Source organism: Streptomyces sp. NBC_00878 (assembly GCF_026341515.1).
Taxonomy (GTDB): domain Bacteria; phylum Actinomycetota; class Actinomycetes; order Streptomycetales; family Streptomycetaceae; genus Streptomyces.
In genome coordinates this window covers 9,315,529-9,330,627 of the sequence record NZ_JAPEOK010000001.1, presented here as the reverse complement: position 1 = coordinate 9,330,627, position 15,099 = coordinate 9,315,529, and the positions used below count along the sequence as shown (strand labels likewise).

14 protein-coding genes and 3 pseudogenes are annotated in these 15,099 nt (G+C 68.7%); 9 read left to right on the top strand and 8 right to left on the bottom strand.

Annotated elements, in window-relative coordinates; translation table 11 throughout:
- Positions 1-25 precede the first annotated feature (25 nt).
- Positions 26-1,015: an NAD(P)-dependent alcohol dehydrogenase gene (locus OHA11_RS40525; RefSeq protein WP_266505181.1), complete on the top strand. Its 990-nt coding sequence runs from the start codon at positions 26-28 to the stop codon at positions 1,013-1,015.
- Here the strand turns inward: OHA11_RS40525 and OHA11_RS40520 are convergent.
- Positions 1,002-1,352, bottom strand: a complete 351-nt coding sequence (locus OHA11_RS40520; RefSeq protein ID WP_266505178.1) for a hypothetical protein — start codon at positions 1,350-1,352, stop codon at positions 1,002-1,004. The two genes, OHA11_RS40525 and OHA11_RS40520, sit on opposite strands and share 14 nt — an antisense overlap.
- Before the next feature lie 182 nt (positions 1,353-1,534).
- On the opposite strand from OHA11_RS40520, the gene OHA11_RS40515 reads away from it, so the two are divergent.
- Complete coding sequence (locus OHA11_RS40515) at positions 1,535-2,071, top strand: hypothetical protein (RefSeq protein WP_266505176.1); 537 nt, start codon at positions 1,535-1,537, stop codon at positions 2,069-2,071.
- Here OHA11_RS40515 and OHA11_RS40510 read toward each other — a convergent pair.
- A complete protein-coding gene (locus tag OHA11_RS40510; RefSeq protein WP_266505168.1) occupies positions 2,028-2,945 on the bottom strand; it encodes an IS5 family transposase in 918 nt (305 codons plus the stop codon). The genes OHA11_RS40515 and OHA11_RS40510 overlap by 44 nt on opposite strands.
- A gap of 476 nt (positions 2,946-3,421) precedes the next feature.
- Here OHA11_RS40510 and OHA11_RS40505 point away from each other — a divergent pair.
- Positions 3,422-3,574: pseudogene (locus tag OHA11_RS40505) on the top strand (IS481 family transposase); the annotation flags it as partial.
- Positions 3,575-3,638: 64 nt separating this feature from the next.
- Here the strand turns inward: OHA11_RS40505 and OHA11_RS40500 are convergent.
- Positions 3,639-3,938 (bottom strand): hypothetical protein, encoded by a 300-nt coding sequence (locus OHA11_RS40500; protein ID WP_266507901.1) that lies wholly within the window; start codon positions 3,936-3,938, stop codon positions 3,639-3,641.
- A gap of 96 nt (positions 3,939-4,034) precedes the next feature.
- Positions 4,035-5,822 carry an SIR2 family protein gene (locus OHA11_RS40495; protein WP_266505165.1) on the bottom strand — a complete coding sequence of 596 codons (1,788 nt, stop codon included), beginning with the start codon at positions 5,820-5,822 and terminating at the stop codon, positions 4,035-4,037.
- Between the two features lie 315 nt (positions 5,823-6,137).
- Between OHA11_RS40495 and OHA11_RS40490 the strand changes: the two genes are divergently transcribed.
- From OHA11_RS40490 to OHA11_RS40475, 4 genes are all read left to right on the top strand, one after another.
- Positions 6,138-6,281: a hypothetical protein gene (locus OHA11_RS40490; protein WP_266505162.1), complete on the top strand. Its 144-nt coding sequence runs from the start codon at positions 6,138-6,140 to the stop codon at positions 6,279-6,281.
- Positions 6,282-6,308: 27 nt separating this feature from the next.
- The gene (locus OHA11_RS40485; protein WP_266505159.1) at positions 6,309-6,695 is read left to right on the top strand and encodes a hypothetical protein; all 387 of its coding nucleotides are present in this window, start codon (positions 6,309-6,311) and stop codon (positions 6,693-6,695) included.
- On the top strand, positions 6,646-7,605 hold the full coding sequence (locus tag OHA11_RS40480; protein WP_266505156.1) for a WD40 repeat domain-containing protein: 960 nt from the start codon (positions 6,646-6,648) through the stop codon (positions 7,603-7,605). The genes OHA11_RS40485 and OHA11_RS40480 overlap by 50 nt, the downstream gene beginning before the upstream one ends.
- 648 nt (positions 7,606-8,253) lie before the next feature.
- Positions 8,254-9,375, top strand: coding sequence for an IS630 family transposase (locus tag OHA11_RS40475; RefSeq protein ID WP_323186732.1), 1,122 nt, complete (start codon positions 8,254-8,256; stop codon positions 9,373-9,375).
- A gap of 30 nt (positions 9,376-9,405) precedes the next feature.
- Here OHA11_RS40475 and OHA11_RS40470 read toward each other — a convergent pair whose 3' ends face one another.
- Together OHA11_RS40470 and OHA11_RS40465 are read right to left on the bottom strand one after the other, a co-directional pair.
- Positions 9,406-9,723 (bottom strand): Imm51 family immunity protein, encoded by a 318-nt coding sequence (locus OHA11_RS40470; RefSeq protein ID WP_266505151.1) that lies wholly within the window; start codon positions 9,721-9,723, stop codon positions 9,406-9,408.
- A gap of 93 nt (positions 9,724-9,816) precedes the next feature.
- A complete protein-coding gene (locus OHA11_RS40465; RefSeq protein ID WP_266505148.1) occupies positions 9,817-11,268 on the bottom strand; it encodes an IS701 family transposase in 1,452 nt (483 codons plus the stop codon).
- 235 nt (positions 11,269-11,503) lie between these two features.
- Between OHA11_RS40465 and OHA11_RS40460 the strand changes: the two are divergent.
- A pseudogene (locus tag OHA11_RS40460) lies at positions 11,504-11,569 on the top strand (transposase); the annotation flags it as partial.
- A gap of 455 nt (positions 11,570-12,024) precedes the next feature.
- Here OHA11_RS40460 and OHA11_RS40455 read toward each other — a convergent pair.
- Positions 12,025-13,608, bottom strand: coding sequence for an ATP-binding protein (locus OHA11_RS40455; RefSeq protein ID WP_266505146.1), 1,584 nt, complete (start codon positions 13,606-13,608; stop codon positions 12,025-12,027).
- Between the two features lie 713 nt (positions 13,609-14,321).
- Between OHA11_RS40455 and OHA11_RS40450 the strand changes: the two are divergent.
- Positions 14,322-14,450, top strand: a pseudogene (locus tag OHA11_RS40450) (undecaprenyl-diphosphatase); the annotation flags it as partial.
- Positions 14,451-14,510: 60 nt separating this feature from the next.
- Here OHA11_RS40450 and OHA11_RS40445 read toward each other — a convergent pair.
- The gene (locus OHA11_RS40445) at positions 14,511-15,071 is read right to left on the bottom strand and encodes a carboxymuconolactone decarboxylase family protein (protein WP_266505144.1); all 561 of its coding nucleotides are present in this window, start codon (positions 15,069-15,071) and stop codon (positions 14,511-14,513) included.
- Positions 15,072-15,099: the final 28 nt, after the last annotated feature.

Sequence of the window (15,099 nt, the reverse complement as noted above, 5' to 3'; positions counted from 1 at the left end):
GATCACGAGGCAATGGGGGGACCCGATGAAAGCGATCGTTCAGGAGCGGTTCGGCCCGCCGGACATCCTGCAACTGGCAGACATCGACCGGCCCGAGGTCGGGGCCGACCAGGTGCTGGTACGGGTGCACGCCGCCGCGCTCAACCCCGCCGACTGGCACCTGATGCGCGGCGATCCGTACGTGGCGCGGCTGACGGGGGACGTGGGGCTGACCCGGCCGAAGCTCCGGGTGGCGGGGATCGACGCGGCCGGACGGGTGGAGGCGGTCGGCGCCGACGTGCGCGGGCTCCAGCCCGGCGACGAGGTCCTGGGCTTCTGCCCGGGCTCCTTCGCCGAGTACGCGCGCACCACCGCGGACCTGCTGGTGCCCAAGCCCGCGACCCTGAACTTCGAGCAGGCCGCAGCCGTGCCGATGGGGGCGGTGACCGCCCTGCGCGGCATCCGGACCGTGGGCCAGGTGCAGGCCGGGCAGCGGGTGCTGGTCAACGGGGCCGGCGGTGGCGTGGGCACGTTCGCCGTACAGATCGCCGCGGACCTGGACGCCGAGGTCACCGGCGTGTGCAGCACCCGCAACATCGAGCTGGTGCGCTCACTGGGCGCCGCGCACGTCATCGACTACACCCGGGAGGACTTCACCGACAGGCGCGCCCACTACGACGTGATCCTGGACAACGTGGGCAACCGCCCGCTGAGCCGACTGCGCCAGGCACTCACCCCGACAGGGACCCTGGTGGCCAACGGCGGCGGCTCGCCCGGCCACGTGTTCGGAGCGATGGGCTCCATGCTGCGACTGATCGCGGCCAACGCGTTCGTCCGGCAGCAGCTCCGCATGATCCTCCCGTCGGCCCCGGCCGGGCCGACCCACGAGGACCTGCTCACCGTCACCGCGCTCATCGAGGCCGGCAAGCTCACCCCGGTGGTCGACCGGACCTACCCCCTGACCGACGCGGCCGCGGGCGTGCGCCATGTGGAGCAGGGCCACGCCCGCGGCAAGGCCGTGGTCACCGTACCCTGAGCGCGCTGTACCGGCTCAGCCCCGCCTTCAACCGCTCACGCGAGTCGAACAGCCCCACCCCGTGCTCGGCCAGGAGCCCCATCCACTCCTTGACCGCCCACACGTAGTTCTCCCACGAGCTCGGCGCCGGCGCCCCGCCAGCCGGGAGCTCGCGCAGCCACCGATTCACCACCGCCGTCGCACGCGGCGCGGCCGGACCATCCTCGAAGCGCAAGTCGTCGTCGACGAGTTCGGGCATCCCTTCGGGGATCAACGGCCGATGCTCGACGTCCCAGGACTGCCAGCCCTGGGACGAGAAGAAGCTCAGGATCCTGAGCGTGGACAGTAGAAACGCCACACGGCCCAGTGCAAAGCCCAAACCTCCAGGCCATCAACCCAGTTGAAGCCCATCACGACACGGAAACTAAGAAGCTGTTGTCTTTCCGGACGTGATCGACGCGTTTCCGCTGGTCGGGGATAGGAGTGGTGGTTCCGTGGGAGTGGTGGCCTGTCGGGTCGTCGTTCCCCGGGAGGTCGCGGATGCCGTCGGTTGTTGGACTGCTGGAACAGCACGAACTCGCCGCTCGGCGTCGAGTCGACGGGCTGCGAGAGGAGGCCGACCGCATCCAGGCCGAGCTGGCTGCGGCCGAGTTGGAATGGCAGGAGTGGGCGATCGCTCGCAGGCGGGTCGATACGGTACTGGCTCCGGACGACGGCGCCACCGCCGAGGCGGAGGTCACCCCGGATCCGCGGGATGCGCAGGTGCAGTCGGCGCCTGGGGATGCGGCGAAGCCGAAGTCGCAGGTGCCGGTGTGGCGCCAGGGGCTGGCCTGGTCGGCGCTGTCGGCCGACTACCAGCGCATCCTCAAGACACTCGCGGACCGGGCCCGGCTCCATCAAGGGCCGCTGACCTGCCAGGAGATGGCCGCCATGTTCGGCATGGACGTGGTGCCGGCGCGGGTGGAGGCACTGCGGTCGAAAGCGAAACGCCTGGTGGCCCGCGGCTGGCTGGCCGAGCAGCAGCCGGGCCGGTTCACCCTCGCGGCAGGCGTGACCGGGCCAGGCGACGGGTCATGAGCAGGGTCATCGACCAGTAGACCATCGCCTCCGCGCTGGTGGTGCGCCGCTCGAAGTCGCGCACCAGGCGGCGACTTCGCATCAGGTGGGCGAAGAGGCGCTCGACGATCCACCACTTGGGCAGCACCACGAACCCCTTCTGGTCGTCGCTGCGTTTGACGATCGCCAGGACCAGGGCGAACGTGGCCAGGCAGTACTCGACGAGGCTCCCGGTGTAGCCGCCGTCGGCCCAGACGAGGCCCAGGCGATGGTGTGCCTCGGCCACCTGCTCAAGCAGGACCTGGGCAGCGGTGCGGTCGCCGACATCCGCGGCGGTGACCATCACGCCCAGCAGCAGGCCGAGGGTGTCGACCACGACGTGCCGCTTGCGGCCGTTGACGAGCTTGCCGCCGTCGAAGCCGCGGCTGTCCGCGCCGACGACAGCATCCGCCTTGACAGACTGCGAGTCGATCACCCCGGCCGTCGGCTGCGCGTCCCGCCCCAACTCCTCGCGGACCCTCGCGCGCAACCGGTCGTGGAACTCCTTGACCAGGGCGTTGTCGCGCCAGCGGCGGAAGAATGCATAGATGCGGTCCCACGGCGGAAAGTCGACGGGCATCGCCCGCCACTTGATCCCGTTGTCCACGAGATACCGGATCGCATCGAGCATGGCCCGGTGGCAATACGCTTCCGGCCGGCCGCCCCGGCCACGCATCCAGCCCGGCACCGGCAGCAGCGGCAGGACCCGGGCCCACTCCGCGTCCGTCATGTCCGTCGGATACCGCCGCTCACGCATCGGGGTGTCGGCGGCGTTCCCGAACCGGTGAGCCAGACAGTCACACGCGAGAGTGACCGAAGTGGACTCCGTCTCCGCGGTGGCATACAACTGCAACAACAGGGCCTCCTGGCAGGCGAGTTGGCGTAGACACCCTCCGAGCTACCAAGAGGCCCTGTTCCCATGCCCGGCACCGGCCGCAATCACCCGATCGAGACTCCCGTTCGACGGACACCACTCAAGATCGAAAAGACAACAGCTTCTCAGTGCAGGTCAGTGGTGCCGAGGCGGCGCGGGGCCGGTTGCGGGCCCACTTCTTGAGGTCGCCGACGTGGTAGACGAGTTCGGCTCCGCACCTGTCGGCCGAGGCCGGGAAGTACGGATCGTTGGCGCGAGCCCAGCGCGGGGCGGCGAGCGTGACCCCCCGGCAGGGGGTCCTGCTGGGCTTTACACAGTCCGACCACGGCGTCATCCGGGACTTCCGCCGGCAATGCGTCGGTCAGCAGCTCGGGTGCTTCGGCCCGGGGCTGCTCAGGAGCGGCAGCGGGCATGACGGGCGGCGGGCTGCTCCAGGCGTCGGTGATGAGGTCGGCGGCCGGCGTATCCGCGTCCTGGGTGCGACGGCGCACCCGACCGCCTCCTGGGTGGGGCAGGCCGCCAGGAACCTCGTCATGGATCTCGAGGACACCAGCTGCCGGGCCCAGTTCATGATCCGCGACCGTGACGGGAAGTACCCCGCCCTGTTCGACACCGTCTTCGCAGTCGTGCTGCGGGCACTCCGACGATCAGTCTTCACGAGCGGACAAGCCGTTCTCAGACCTCCCGGGGATCTTGCCGGTCGAGCGCAGCCAGCATGCGCGTTGGATTCCCGATCAGGTCGAGCAGGTCGCTGGTCCGACGCGCCCACCGAGCTGGATCGTCGCCCTCGGCGAACGCTACGGTCGACGTGAACTGATCCCGGAGGTTGACCGGCAGACGGCCAGCCAGCGCCGCCGCGAGCTCACGGCCCAGGACAGCTCGCGGCGAAGCCGACCGCATGAAGCGGGCCGGCTTGCCGGTCGCCGGGACGGGGGCGTCGGAAGCGGTCTCGAGGGCCGCGACGACCTCTCTCACCTCTCAAGCGGCTGGCAGAACCGCTGGGCGGGCGGCTAGAGGTGCCGGGGACCGTCACCTTGTCGGTGGCGGCCCCCCAGTGTTCGTTCGCTCTGATCAGTTCAGCTCGTCGGGATAGAACGGTCCGTACCTGTTGATCACCCTGCTAGTGCTCCAGTCAATCTGGTCGACCCACTCAGAGATGCGGGAGTCCACCGTCTTCTGGGTCCTGGTGACCCGGTCGAGATCTCCGCCTAGGAAGCCGGCGAGCAGCAGCGGATGCTGGTCACCCGATGCGAGTTCACGATCGAGCCAGTGGGATGCCAGCGGACGGTAGTCGCCGCGCGTCCCGGAGACCAGCAGGTGCGGCGAGGAGATGTACTTTCCGGCGTCCTCCTGGATGAGCAGGCGCAGGTACTCGAAGTGCTCCCACGCCTCGGTGAAGGCACTCTCGTTGGCCACCACATGCCCGGTGAAGATGGGCTTGAGATACCTGTGAACCCGTGCCGCGGAGGTGCGCAAGCCGAGAATCGTCTCAGGCCCGAGCAGGGCCGCCGCAGGCATGTCGACCCTGCTCATGATGTCCTGGGCGCGGGGGCCGGTGAGCAAGCGGGCCGCCAGCGGCCAGCGCTCGGCCGCGACGGCGGCGGTACCGGCGCTGTGGAGGAGCAGGGTGGCCGGCGCACGGCGCAGGTCGTTGAGTGCCCTCTGCCCGGTGCCCCAAGTGACGGTTGCGAGGCGCTCGACGTCGGCGAACCAGTACCGGTCGGTGGTATCGGTGCCCCAGTAAGCGGTGACCGCGGCAAGAGCGGCCAGTGTCTCGGTCTCGGCCTCCCACGCGGTCAGCCGCCGCTCGTGGTCGGCCTCCAGCTCAGGCTGGGGGATGTCAGCGGTGGTCGTACGCAGCGGGTGGTCGGCAAGGCGGGCGGCTTCGCGGCGCAGGGTGTCATGGAGGTTGATTGCCGGGCCGTCGCTGCGCAGTTCGCGCTTGGCGGTGGCGATGGCGGTGGCGATGTTCTGGGGGTTGGCGCGGTTGCGCTCGGCGAGGGCGGTGACGGCGTCAGCGGTGCGGGTGAGGAAGCGGTCGGCGTCGGCTGGCACGTAAGTGCCCTGGCGCTGTTCCAAAAGTTCAGTGGCGGTGGTGGAGAGGGGGTAGGGGTCGGCCCAGTAGGTGTCGAAGCGGCGGGTGGGGCAGCGTCTGAGGGCGTTCGCGAGGGCCGGGTCGTACTTGGCTGACCATCCGGCGATGATCAGGCCGTACTCGTCGAGGACCTGGTCCAGGAGCTTGTCAACCTCCTGTTCGTACTCCTTGAGCTCCTCGGGGGTGTTGCGCATGCTGTCCGGGTCGAGGTAGTCACCGTGGAGGTGGATGACCACGCCCTGGCGCTGCGCGTGCAAGGGGATCATCCCGGCCAGGTCGGACGGGCGCCTGATGATGGTCGGACGCAGCCCGGCCTCGCGCAGGGCGTCCTCGACGAGGTGGTCGAAGTTCAAGGTGATGATCACCCTGATGTATCCGTCGGCGACCAGGCGGGCGAGAGCGCGGTGCGCGTCCGCGGGCTGCTTGATGCCCTGCTCGCGCTCCGTCTCGTCGGGCTCGAAGTAGGAGCGGAGCAGCACCTGGCGCCCGCCGATGGTCCTGGCGAGGTCAGCCAGGAGGGTGTCGTAGGCCGGCTCGCGCTCGAAGCGCTTCACGTACCAGTCGTACGGACCGTCGTCTCCGTCGGGGATCTCGACGCCCTCGATGCTGGCAATCTGGCGGATCAGATCGCACTGGACGCCCCAGGCGGAAAGCATGCCGGCCGATACGGAAGCCCCGGCACCGAGCAGCACCGCGTACCCCCCGGGTACGGCCCGCAGGCCGAGGGCAAGATTCACATGGGGTTCCGTCGACTGTTCGACCACGGCACGCCTCCTTGGGCACGCGGGAGTAGAGCGGTCGGAGTTGACCGCCCAGGACGAGTTTACGTCAGATGGACGAGAAGGCTGGGCTTCCACTCACGCCTCCGCAGTCCGGGCGGCCCGCCCCGGCAGCGTGGCGTCCGCTTTCCCATGGCTTTCGAAGTTCACGTACCAGTTCCTCAGCCCGCCGCTCGTGTAGAAGGCATTAACGCTGACCCGCGCCGTCGGCGGCTTCCACAGCAGCAGCTCAATCTCCTGTCACACCGCGTCGCAACTGTCGAGAGAATCTCCGACGGTCTGCGCATTCCCGGAGCCTTCTTGCGACTTGCTGCGCAACCCTGGGAGGACACCGCCGCTCTCAGCACGGAGTCCCGCCATGGAGAAGATGATCCAATGAAGCGCCGCCAGTTGCTGCGTGGCGCGCTCGCCGCCCTCACCGCCACCCGGACCGACGTCGACTAGACCCTCTCTCCCGGCGACAGCGAGGCCATGGAGCGGCTCGACGGCTTCGGGCCCGGCGAACTGCCCACGCGGTTCCTCCTGGTGGAGTTCCTGGAGCTGGTGGTGACGAGCGCCGGGATCGTGGAAGCCAACTCCGACAACGCTCCGCCCCCGGAGCGCCAGGACCTCACTGCGGCGGTTTCCGGCGTTCTGGTCCGTGCGATGCAGGAGTGGGCGCAGACCGCGGAACCGGAGCTCCCCAAGGACGGTTCGCTGGAACTGCCCTGGGACTATAGCCACGCATCCGAGGGCATCTCCCGGGCCGTCGGGGCTCCTGCACGGCGCTCCCGGCAGAAGCGCCGCTTCCGGCTCCGCCAGCACCCTGTTGGAACAGCCTGCCGCCGTCCTCCCTCTGCGCCCCGACAAAACCGTTGAAGGTTCCGTCGACGACCTGGCCTTCAGCCCGGAAGGCACATCCCTCGCCGCCGTCGGCTACGGTGACCCCGCCGTCCGGCGATGGGATTTCAAGACCCGCACGCCGCTCACGCCGCTCACCACCACCAGCAACGGCGTCAGCAGTGTGGCATTCAGCCGCGACGGAACGACCCTTGCTGTCGGAGCCACCAATGGCTTCGGCTCAGCCCCCACCGCGCAGGTCTGGCGCCTGCCCGCCGGGAAGAGCATCGCCACGACGAAGCCCGGCACCAAACAGGGGCGGTTCAGCGTCGCGCTCAGCCTTGACGGCAAGATACTCGCGACCGGCGGCTCGGACGGCACACTCCGGTTGTGGAACACGACCACAGGCAAGGCCCTCCCTACGCTGACCACCCTCCAGGGGAACTGGTGGAGTCGGTGCTTTTGCGACGTGGCATTCAGCCCCGATGGCAAGACGCTCGCCGCAGGAGGTTCCGACAAGGCCATACAGATGTGGGACGTTGTCAAACGCAAGTTCCAGTACAGCTGGGAAGGGCACACCGAAAAGGTGTCCACCGTGGCGTTCAGTCCGGACGGACACAAGCTCGCCAGCGGCAGCCCCGACGGCACAGTCCGGCTCTGGGACCTGGTCGCGGGCAAGGCGATGTTCACCTTGCACGATCCGACAGCAGGCGCGTCAGTATCCGTGACGGGGGTGGCCTTCAACTCGAAGGACGACAACGTCCTCGCCTCCGTCAACGATCACGGCAAGGTACTGCTGTGGAACCTGACCACGCACAAAACAATCTCCACCCGCACCGCAAACCACACTGGCCTGCATTCCGTCGCTTGGTCGCCCGACGGCCGTACCCTTGCCACCGGCGACGAGAAGGACGCGAAAGTGCGGCTGTGGGACATCGCCCACTCATAGCTACAGCCTCACAGGATTCGCCAGGAGTCTTCGCGCCAACTCGCGCCGCCCGGGCACAAGTGCTACAGGCACTCTGGCTACCGGCCGACCGTGCTCCTGGCCACCACTCGGGGACAGGTCCCCTGCTCCAGGTGAGCATTACACAGATGCACATAAAGTGTACGGAACACTGCGTCGGAGGCATTCCGGAATAAATACATATCGGGGACTCCCCGCGATGGAATCGTGGAAGCATGGCAACACTCTCGGCACCACCGCCCCCCCACGGCTGGCCCCGCAGACACGCTCCGGCCCTCTGCCCAGGGACGACACACAGCGTTCGTCAAGGACCGTTTCCCGTCCCGACCCTGCGACGCCTGCCGAGCGCCCCAGCAACTCACAGACTGCAGCCGCGGCCGCTGTCGCCGTCCGTCCGATCCCCGCACCGGCCATCCAAACCGGGGGCGCCGTTGCCGCTTCGACAGCCACACACCGCGCAGGACTGAGAGCCCTGGCCGGACCGCGCAGTGCTCGCTGCCCTCGCCCGGCACCTACCCTCCCGGCTGCGCCGGCACCGCCTGTTCACACCCGGCACCCTGCTGGTTCGCCGGGTTGGTGGTCGTGGCGGTTGGATGTGGGGTGACGTCCGATCCGATCGCTGGAGGTGCGGTGGCCGAGCCTGTCCGTGTGCGCAGACTGACCGACCAGGAGGGGCAGAAGCTGCAGCAGATCGTGCGCCGGGGCAGCACCAGTTCGGTGCGTTACCGGCGGGCGATGATGCTGCTGGCCTCGGTCGGCGGGAACCGGGTCCCGGTGATTGCCCAGCTGGTGCAGGCAGACGAGGACACCGTCCGGGACGTGATCCACCGGTTCAACCAGATCGGCCTGGCCTGCCTGGACCCTCAGTGGGCGGGAGGCCGTCCCCGCCTGCTCAGTCCTGACGACGAGGACTTCGTCGTCGCGACGGCCACCACCCGCCCGACCAAACTCGGCCAGCCCTTCACCCGCTGGTCCGTCCGCAAACTTGCCGCCCACCTGCGACGCGTGCACGGTCGCGTGATCAGGATCGGCCGCGAGGCGTTACGGTGCCTGCTCGGCCGCCGCGGCATCACCTTCCAGCGCACCAAGACCTGGAAGGAATCACCCGACCCCGAGCGTGACACCAAGCTCGACCGGATCGAGCACGTCCTGGAGCGGTTCCCGGACCGGGTGTTCGCGTTCGACGAGTTCGGCCCGCTCGGCATCCGCCCCACCGGCGGTTCCGGCTGGGCCCCTGCCGGCCACCCCGAGCGGCACCCCGCGACCTACCACCGCACCCACGGCGTCCGCTACTTCCACGGCTGCTACTCGATAGGCGACGACACCCTGTGGGGCGTCAACCGCCGCAAGAAGGGCGCTGCGAACTCCCTGGCCGCGCTGAGGTCGATCCGCGCGGCCCGCCCGGACGGCGCGCCGATCTACGTCATCTTGGACAACCTGTCCGCCCACAAGGGCGAGACGATCCGGCGCTGGGCCAGGAGGAACCGGGTCGAGCTGTGTTTCACGCCCACCTACGCATCCTGGGCCAACCCGATCGAGGCCCACTTCGGACCACTGCGGCAGTTCACCGTCGCCAACTCCAACCACCGCAGCCACCCCACCCAGACCCGGGCGTTGCACGCCTACCTGCGCTGGCGCAACAAGAACGCCCGACACCCCGACGTGCTGGCCGCCCAGCGCAAGGAGCGTGCCCAGATCCGCAGCGAGAAGGGCATCCGCTGGGGCGGACGCCCACTCAGCACAGCACCCTGACCCACCTGGTGTTGCTATCGGGTTGGATCTCTAATCGTCGAACTCGAAGCCCGAAGTTTCCGCCCGGGTGATGATGTCGCGGACTGCCTCGGGGTTCGTGATGACTGATTCAACGGCCGTCTTGAGAAGCGCGAGGTCGCTCGGACTCCCGACTGCGCAGAACATGCCGGCCTCGCTGTCGAAGTCAAGGCGCTCGGCGATGTCCGGCCAGGCAAACCGTACGAGACCTTCCCAGAAGTATCCGTTCGGCTCGTGTTCTGCATCGACCACTGCGGCATCAGCAGCCAGGCCACCAACATCCAACGTCAGCGAGTGTTCGCCGTCGAAGTCATGAAGCTTGATGGTCACGGCCGCGATCCTCTCACGCTTGACCCACGGGCCGTCCGCTCCCTCCAGAGACTCATCCGCTCCCGACCCCGGTGAACCTTTCCGGTCACAGCACTAGCGGTGGTTTGTTAGACCGGGATGTAGAGATGCAGGGGTCTGCCGGTGCCGACCGTGTTGATCAGTTCCTGTAGGGCTGTGGGCGGGGGCTCTGTCGTCCAGGCCCGCCAGTAGCGTTGCAGGGTGGCCCAGGGCATCAGCCAGCCACGGACGGTGCGGATGGCCTGGGGCCAGCAGGCCGGTCGGGGCTGCTGGGACCCGGGTTCTCCCCCTCTCTACCGGGCCTGACGGTGCGTCGGGATCGGGTGGTGGGCCGGCCGGAGCGGGCGGGGGCGGGTCGGGGGTGAACCACGTGTTCCAGCAGAAGCTGAACGCACAGTTCACGAGGGTCTGGTGGCGGCGGATCGCGGTGTCGGAGCGGACCTGGAAGTCGGCCCAGCCGAGTTCGTCCTTGACCTGCTTGTAGCTCTGCTCGACCCAGTGCCGCAGCCCGTAGAGCCGTACCACTTCGGTGAGATCGGCGGCCGGGTGGCGGCTGTGCGCCTCGCGGGGTGATCCGGGCCGGGGCAAGTTGGTGGCCAGGTACCAGGTGGACGTCTCGGGCAGGCTGGTCGGGTCGGTGGTGGCCACCACGAGCCGGATCACGCCATTGGGTCCCCACCAGCCCAGCTGGGCGTCGGCGGCCCACCAGGTCGCGGTGCGTCCATTGCGGAAGTTGCGGGTCACCGGCTGCCAGTCGCCGCTCTGTTCGGGGCCGTGCCAGGCCAGTTCGCGGGCGGCATCGACGGGCCGGAAGGCGTCCCTGTACTGCCAGGTGCCGTGGCCGCGTTTGAGGGCCATCACGAACGGCATGCGGGCGTCGGACAGTTCGGCGCGGAAGGTGTTGTGGTCGCCGTAGGCGCAGTCGGCGACGACCGCCCGGAACACCACGCCCGCCAACTTCGCCGCGCGGGCCAGGGTGGCCCCGATCTGCAGCTTGGTGCGGAAGGCCGGGTCATTCTTCCCGCCGGGGAAGTGGTGGGCGGGGGTGTAGGGCACGGCATGCAGCGGGTAGTAGAGGCGTTCGTCGGCCCAGCAGGTGGTCACCGTGACCACGCCGCGGTCGATCTTCCCGACCGAGCCCAGGTACTGCTTGCCCACGTGCGCGGTCGCGCCGCCGTCCTTGCGGTCCCCGGAATCGTCGATGACCAGCACCCCGCCGTCATGCGGTTCAGTGGCCGGGTCGGCCAGCAACAGCTCCAGCCGGCGGGCATTGACCTGCTCGCCGTCCCAGGTCGACTCGGACAGGAAGAACTGCAGGCGCTGCACCGCCGCATGCTGGGCACCCACCACCGGCTCCGTGCCCGCCAGGCAGGTCAGCGTCTTGTTGCGGTCCCGCGGCAGCAACAGACCGGCCAGATACTCACGAAACCCCCGCCGCTGCGCCAACGTCCCGAAGAGATCATCGAACCGGGCGGCATACGCCTCCAACGGACCCGGAGCAGGCGGACACGGCAGCCGCTTTGTCATCTCAGGCTCCCCAGACCGTAGTTGACGCCTTCACCTCACGGCCTACTCCCGCACGAACCCGCCGTCAACAAACCACCGCTAGCTCTCGAGGAACCTCCTCGCCAACCTCGCAGACCGCGCCGCCAGCTTCCGCTACCTGCTACGCGACCGCGACAGCCGCTACACCCAGGCGTTCGATGCCGTCTTCACCGCCGACGGCATCGAGATCCTGAAGAGCGCGCCACAGACACCGCGGATGAACGCCCACGTGGAGAGGTTCATCCGCAGCGTGCGGGCCGAGTGCACCGACCGGATGCTGATCTACAACAAGCAACACGCACGGCGTGTCCTCGCCGAATACGCCGAGCACTACAACTCGGAAGGCCGCACCGGGCCCTGCACCTTCGCGCACCAGCCGACGATCCGGACGTCATCCCCTTCCCCGCCCAGCACATCCAGCGCCACGACGTCCTCAGTGAACTCATCCACGAGGACCGCGACACAGCCTGACGAAGATCACGAAAGTCTGACGAACGCCCAGCTCAACGTATGTGCGGGACTCCTGGCACCCAACAGGGCGTGCACGTCGGCGCGGCCCGCGAACAGTCTCTCGAACAGGGCGAGTTTCGCCTCCACCGTCGAGCGTGCATCGGCCTGGGGCAGGTCGGACGGTGACACCGGAGCCCCTCCAGCTCCCGCACCGAACCCGTGCTGCTCCGGGAACACGACCCACGGGAGGAAGATCCGGGGGCGCTCCTGGCTGAGGTCTCCCGGCCGTCAGGCGCGCAGCAGGGTGACGGTGCGCCCGGAGGGCGTGGTCCGCTGCGAGAAGGCGGTGCGCTCGTGGACCGGGGCTGCTTGCGGGCGGGTGTCGAAGACGACGAGGGTGCCCGTGGACAGCTCCATGCGGTCCAGGTAGTCGTCCAACTGTGCCAGCCCCTCGGCGAGGGGGTCGGTGCGGCCCTGGCGCCACACCTTCAGCTCCAGCGCCTCGCGCTGCACCGCCCGCGAACCGTCGGCAGCGGTGTACGGCTGGCGAATCAGCAGGTCCACGCGCCGCCGGCCGATCCCGTACTCCCGGTCGATGAAACCCGCCCCGTTCACGATCCGGTGCAGGTAGGCCATCATCACCAGCTGCGCTGCGGCCTCCGGATAGGTCGAGGCGGTGGCCAGGATCTCGCCGTTCTCCCGCCAGAACTCGGCAAAGGAGCACAGCAGCTTGTCCATGTCGATCCGGCCGTCCGGCAGCCGGAAGCTGCTCGGGGCGGCGACGACCTGGCCCTCCGTGTTGTTCCCCAGGACCCGGACAATGACCTCCTGGTAGATCGGATTGGCCACCCGCACCGGCGCGTCCGGAGCGACCAGCCCCAGGTCACGCACGTACGCCAGATCGTCGTCGTACGTGTCCGTCGGCAGGAGCAGCTCGCCCGCGATCACCGGCTGGATCACCCGCCGCACCCGGTCCTCGCCCAACCTGGCGGCCAGCGAGTCCAGATGCGTCGCACGCGCCAGGATCAGCCGCTCCTTCGCCTCCTCCATGTGCCCGGCCGTGATCGGCGTGTCCGACGCCACCCCCATCTCCTCGACGACCTCCCGGGCCAGCGCGTTGACCAGCCACGGCTGTCCCTGGGTAAAGCCGAAGGCACGCTCCAGCGCATCCACCGTGAAATCCTGGCCCGTCTGCGTGGTGTGCTGCCCGTACAGCTCGGCGACCTCGGCCTCGGTGAAGTCGCCCAACCGCAGCGACGCCACCTTGATGTTGAACGGACTCGACGTACCAAGCCGCCCCGGATCCCCGCCCGAGGCCGCCTTGTAGTCACGCACATCCCGCAGCCCGCACAGCACCACCGCATGCGGGAAGCCGCCACGGCTGACAGTGAAGCCATCGCGCAACTGGCGCAGCACACTGCGCAGGCTCCCTCCCCGCAGCGCGTCGATCTCGTCGAAGAACAGCACCAGCGGACGCGGACAGCTCCGCACCCACTCACTCAGCCCCCGCGTGAGCCGGGACCCGGGCACCGCGTCGGGCCAGGAGGCGGGGGGCGCGAGCCCATCAGCAAGCCCAGCGGACTCCGCGGACCGCCGAATCGCCTCCAGCACCAGCAACTCGGCCTGGCCGTAGTCCTCCCCGGCCACCTCCCCGCTCTCGCACGAGAAGTGCAGCGCCGCGTACCGGCCCGAGGCCGTCAGTTCCCGGGCCATCGCCGCCAGCACCGTCGTCTTCCCGGTCTGCCGTGGCGCGTGCACCACAAAGTACTGGCCCTGCTCGATGTACCCGCGGGCCCTGGGCAGCCGCTCCTGGGCCGGCACCATGTAGTGACGCGTGGGGACGCACGGCCCGGCCGTATTGAAGTAGCGCATACCTCGCACGCTAGCCGACGGCACCGACAACCTGAGGCGACCGTGCACCCGACCACCGGCTACACCGCCCCGTACGGGCACGAGTGCCAGAGCAGCGGTGCCCCGGTGCGGAGATCACCCGGCGGGCAGACGCAGAAACGCGGCCAGCGCCCGCTCGGGTGCGGTGACCGCTGGAGCGCCTCCGGCGACCGCCAGGGCATGCAGGTCACCGCGGCACAGCTCTTCACGTGCCGATCAGCCCATCCGGAGCACCGTTGTCGTCCTCATCGTCCCAGTCGGCCGCATACATCCTGCCCTTGCCGAAAATCTCATCCGGGCTGGTGAGCGACCGAGGCGCGCACTGCGGCCAGTGCCTTGTTGGACAGTTTGGCCGCGGGTCAGGGGCCGGTTCCCCGCGACCACGAACGCCGGAAAGCGGCTGTACCTGCTTCGTCACGGCGGCAAGGAGTGGCTGGACGAAGATCGACACAGTCGCATCGCCGTGGAGACCCGCATGGGCCACGAGGCCGCCGGCATGAAGGTCTCCACTCGCACGTTGCCCTGGCCAGGGAGCAGGAGATTGCCGATTCGCTGCAAAGCAGGTGGCTGCGCCGTTCGTGGTCGGCGGGGGAGAGCAGTGGAAGGCGCCATTTCCCACTGCTCTCCCATTCGATCTTGAAAAATGGTGGAAAACAGCAGGTCAAAGCCGCTCAGGACACGTCGACATAGTTGCGTTCATGAAGTTCATCACGACCAAGAGTTTCATGCCGTTCGTCTACTACCGCATCCTGCTCGGCATCGTCATCATCGTGCTGGTCAGCATGGGTGCACTGAGTCCGCACGCGGCCGAGTCGGCGGGCTGATCCGGAGTCTCGGCCGACGTACGAGAAGGCCCCCACTCTTCACGGGGCCTTTCGACCGGCTCACCCTTCCGGGAACGGCCGTGCCCACGGCTCCTGTTCGATCCGCAGCCCGTTGGCCACGTACGCGATGGTGCGGTACCAGCCGGCCAGGACCAGGAACTCCAGGGCTTCGAGTTCGTCGAGGTGGGCGCGGAGGCCGGTCCAGGCGTCGTCGGACAGGCTGGCTGTGTCGTGGAGTTCGTCGACGGCCTGAAGGAACGCCCCCTGGCGGGGCGTCCAGCCCGGATCGGCCGGAGCTCCGGTCACCGTGAGGGGAATCCGCTCCGGACCGAGACCGGAGGCATCGGCGTACGCGGCCATATGGACGCCCCACTCGTACGCGCAGCCGCAGCGGGCCGCGACCCGGGCGATGACCAACTCGCGGTCGGCGTCGGAGAGCCTGCCGTGGACGAGCAGGCCCGCGCCGAGGGTTCGCATGCGGGAGGCGAGGTCGGGGTGGCGTTGCAGGACCTTGAAGAGCATCAGGGGTTCCTGGGTGACGCCGGGCGGCATCCAGCGGTGTAACTCGCTTTCGGATTCGGGGTCATAGGGCGGCGTGACGCCGTCGATGCGCTGCTTCATGTCCACCGACCCTTGCGCTTCTGAAATC

Excerpts from the sequence above, each read along its gene's own strand:
- OHA11_RS40525 (WP_266505181.1), top strand. The coding sequence starts at position 26 with ATGAAAGCGATCGTTCAGGAGCGGTTCGGCCCGCCGGACATCCTGCAA.
- OHA11_RS40515 (WP_266505176.1), top strand. The coding sequence starts at position 1,535 with ATGCCGTCGGTTGTTGGACTGCTGGAACAGCACGAACTCGCCGCTCGG.
- OHA11_RS40485 (WP_266505159.1), top strand. The coding sequence starts at position 6,309 with ATGGAGCGGCTCGACGGCTTCGGGCCCGGCGAACTGCCCACGCGGTTC.
- OHA11_RS40465 (WP_266505148.1), bottom strand. The coding sequence starts at position 11,268 with ATGACAAAGCGGCTGCCGTGTCCGCCTGCTCCGGGTCCGTTGGAGGCG.
- OHA11_RS40455 (WP_266505146.1), bottom strand. The coding sequence starts at position 13,608 with ATGCGCTACTTCAATACGGCCGGGCCGTGCGTCCCCACGCGTCACTAC.
- OHA11_RS40445 (WP_266505144.1), bottom strand. The coding sequence starts at position 15,071 with ATGAAGCAGCGCATCGACGGCGTCACGCCGCCCTATGACCCCGAATCC.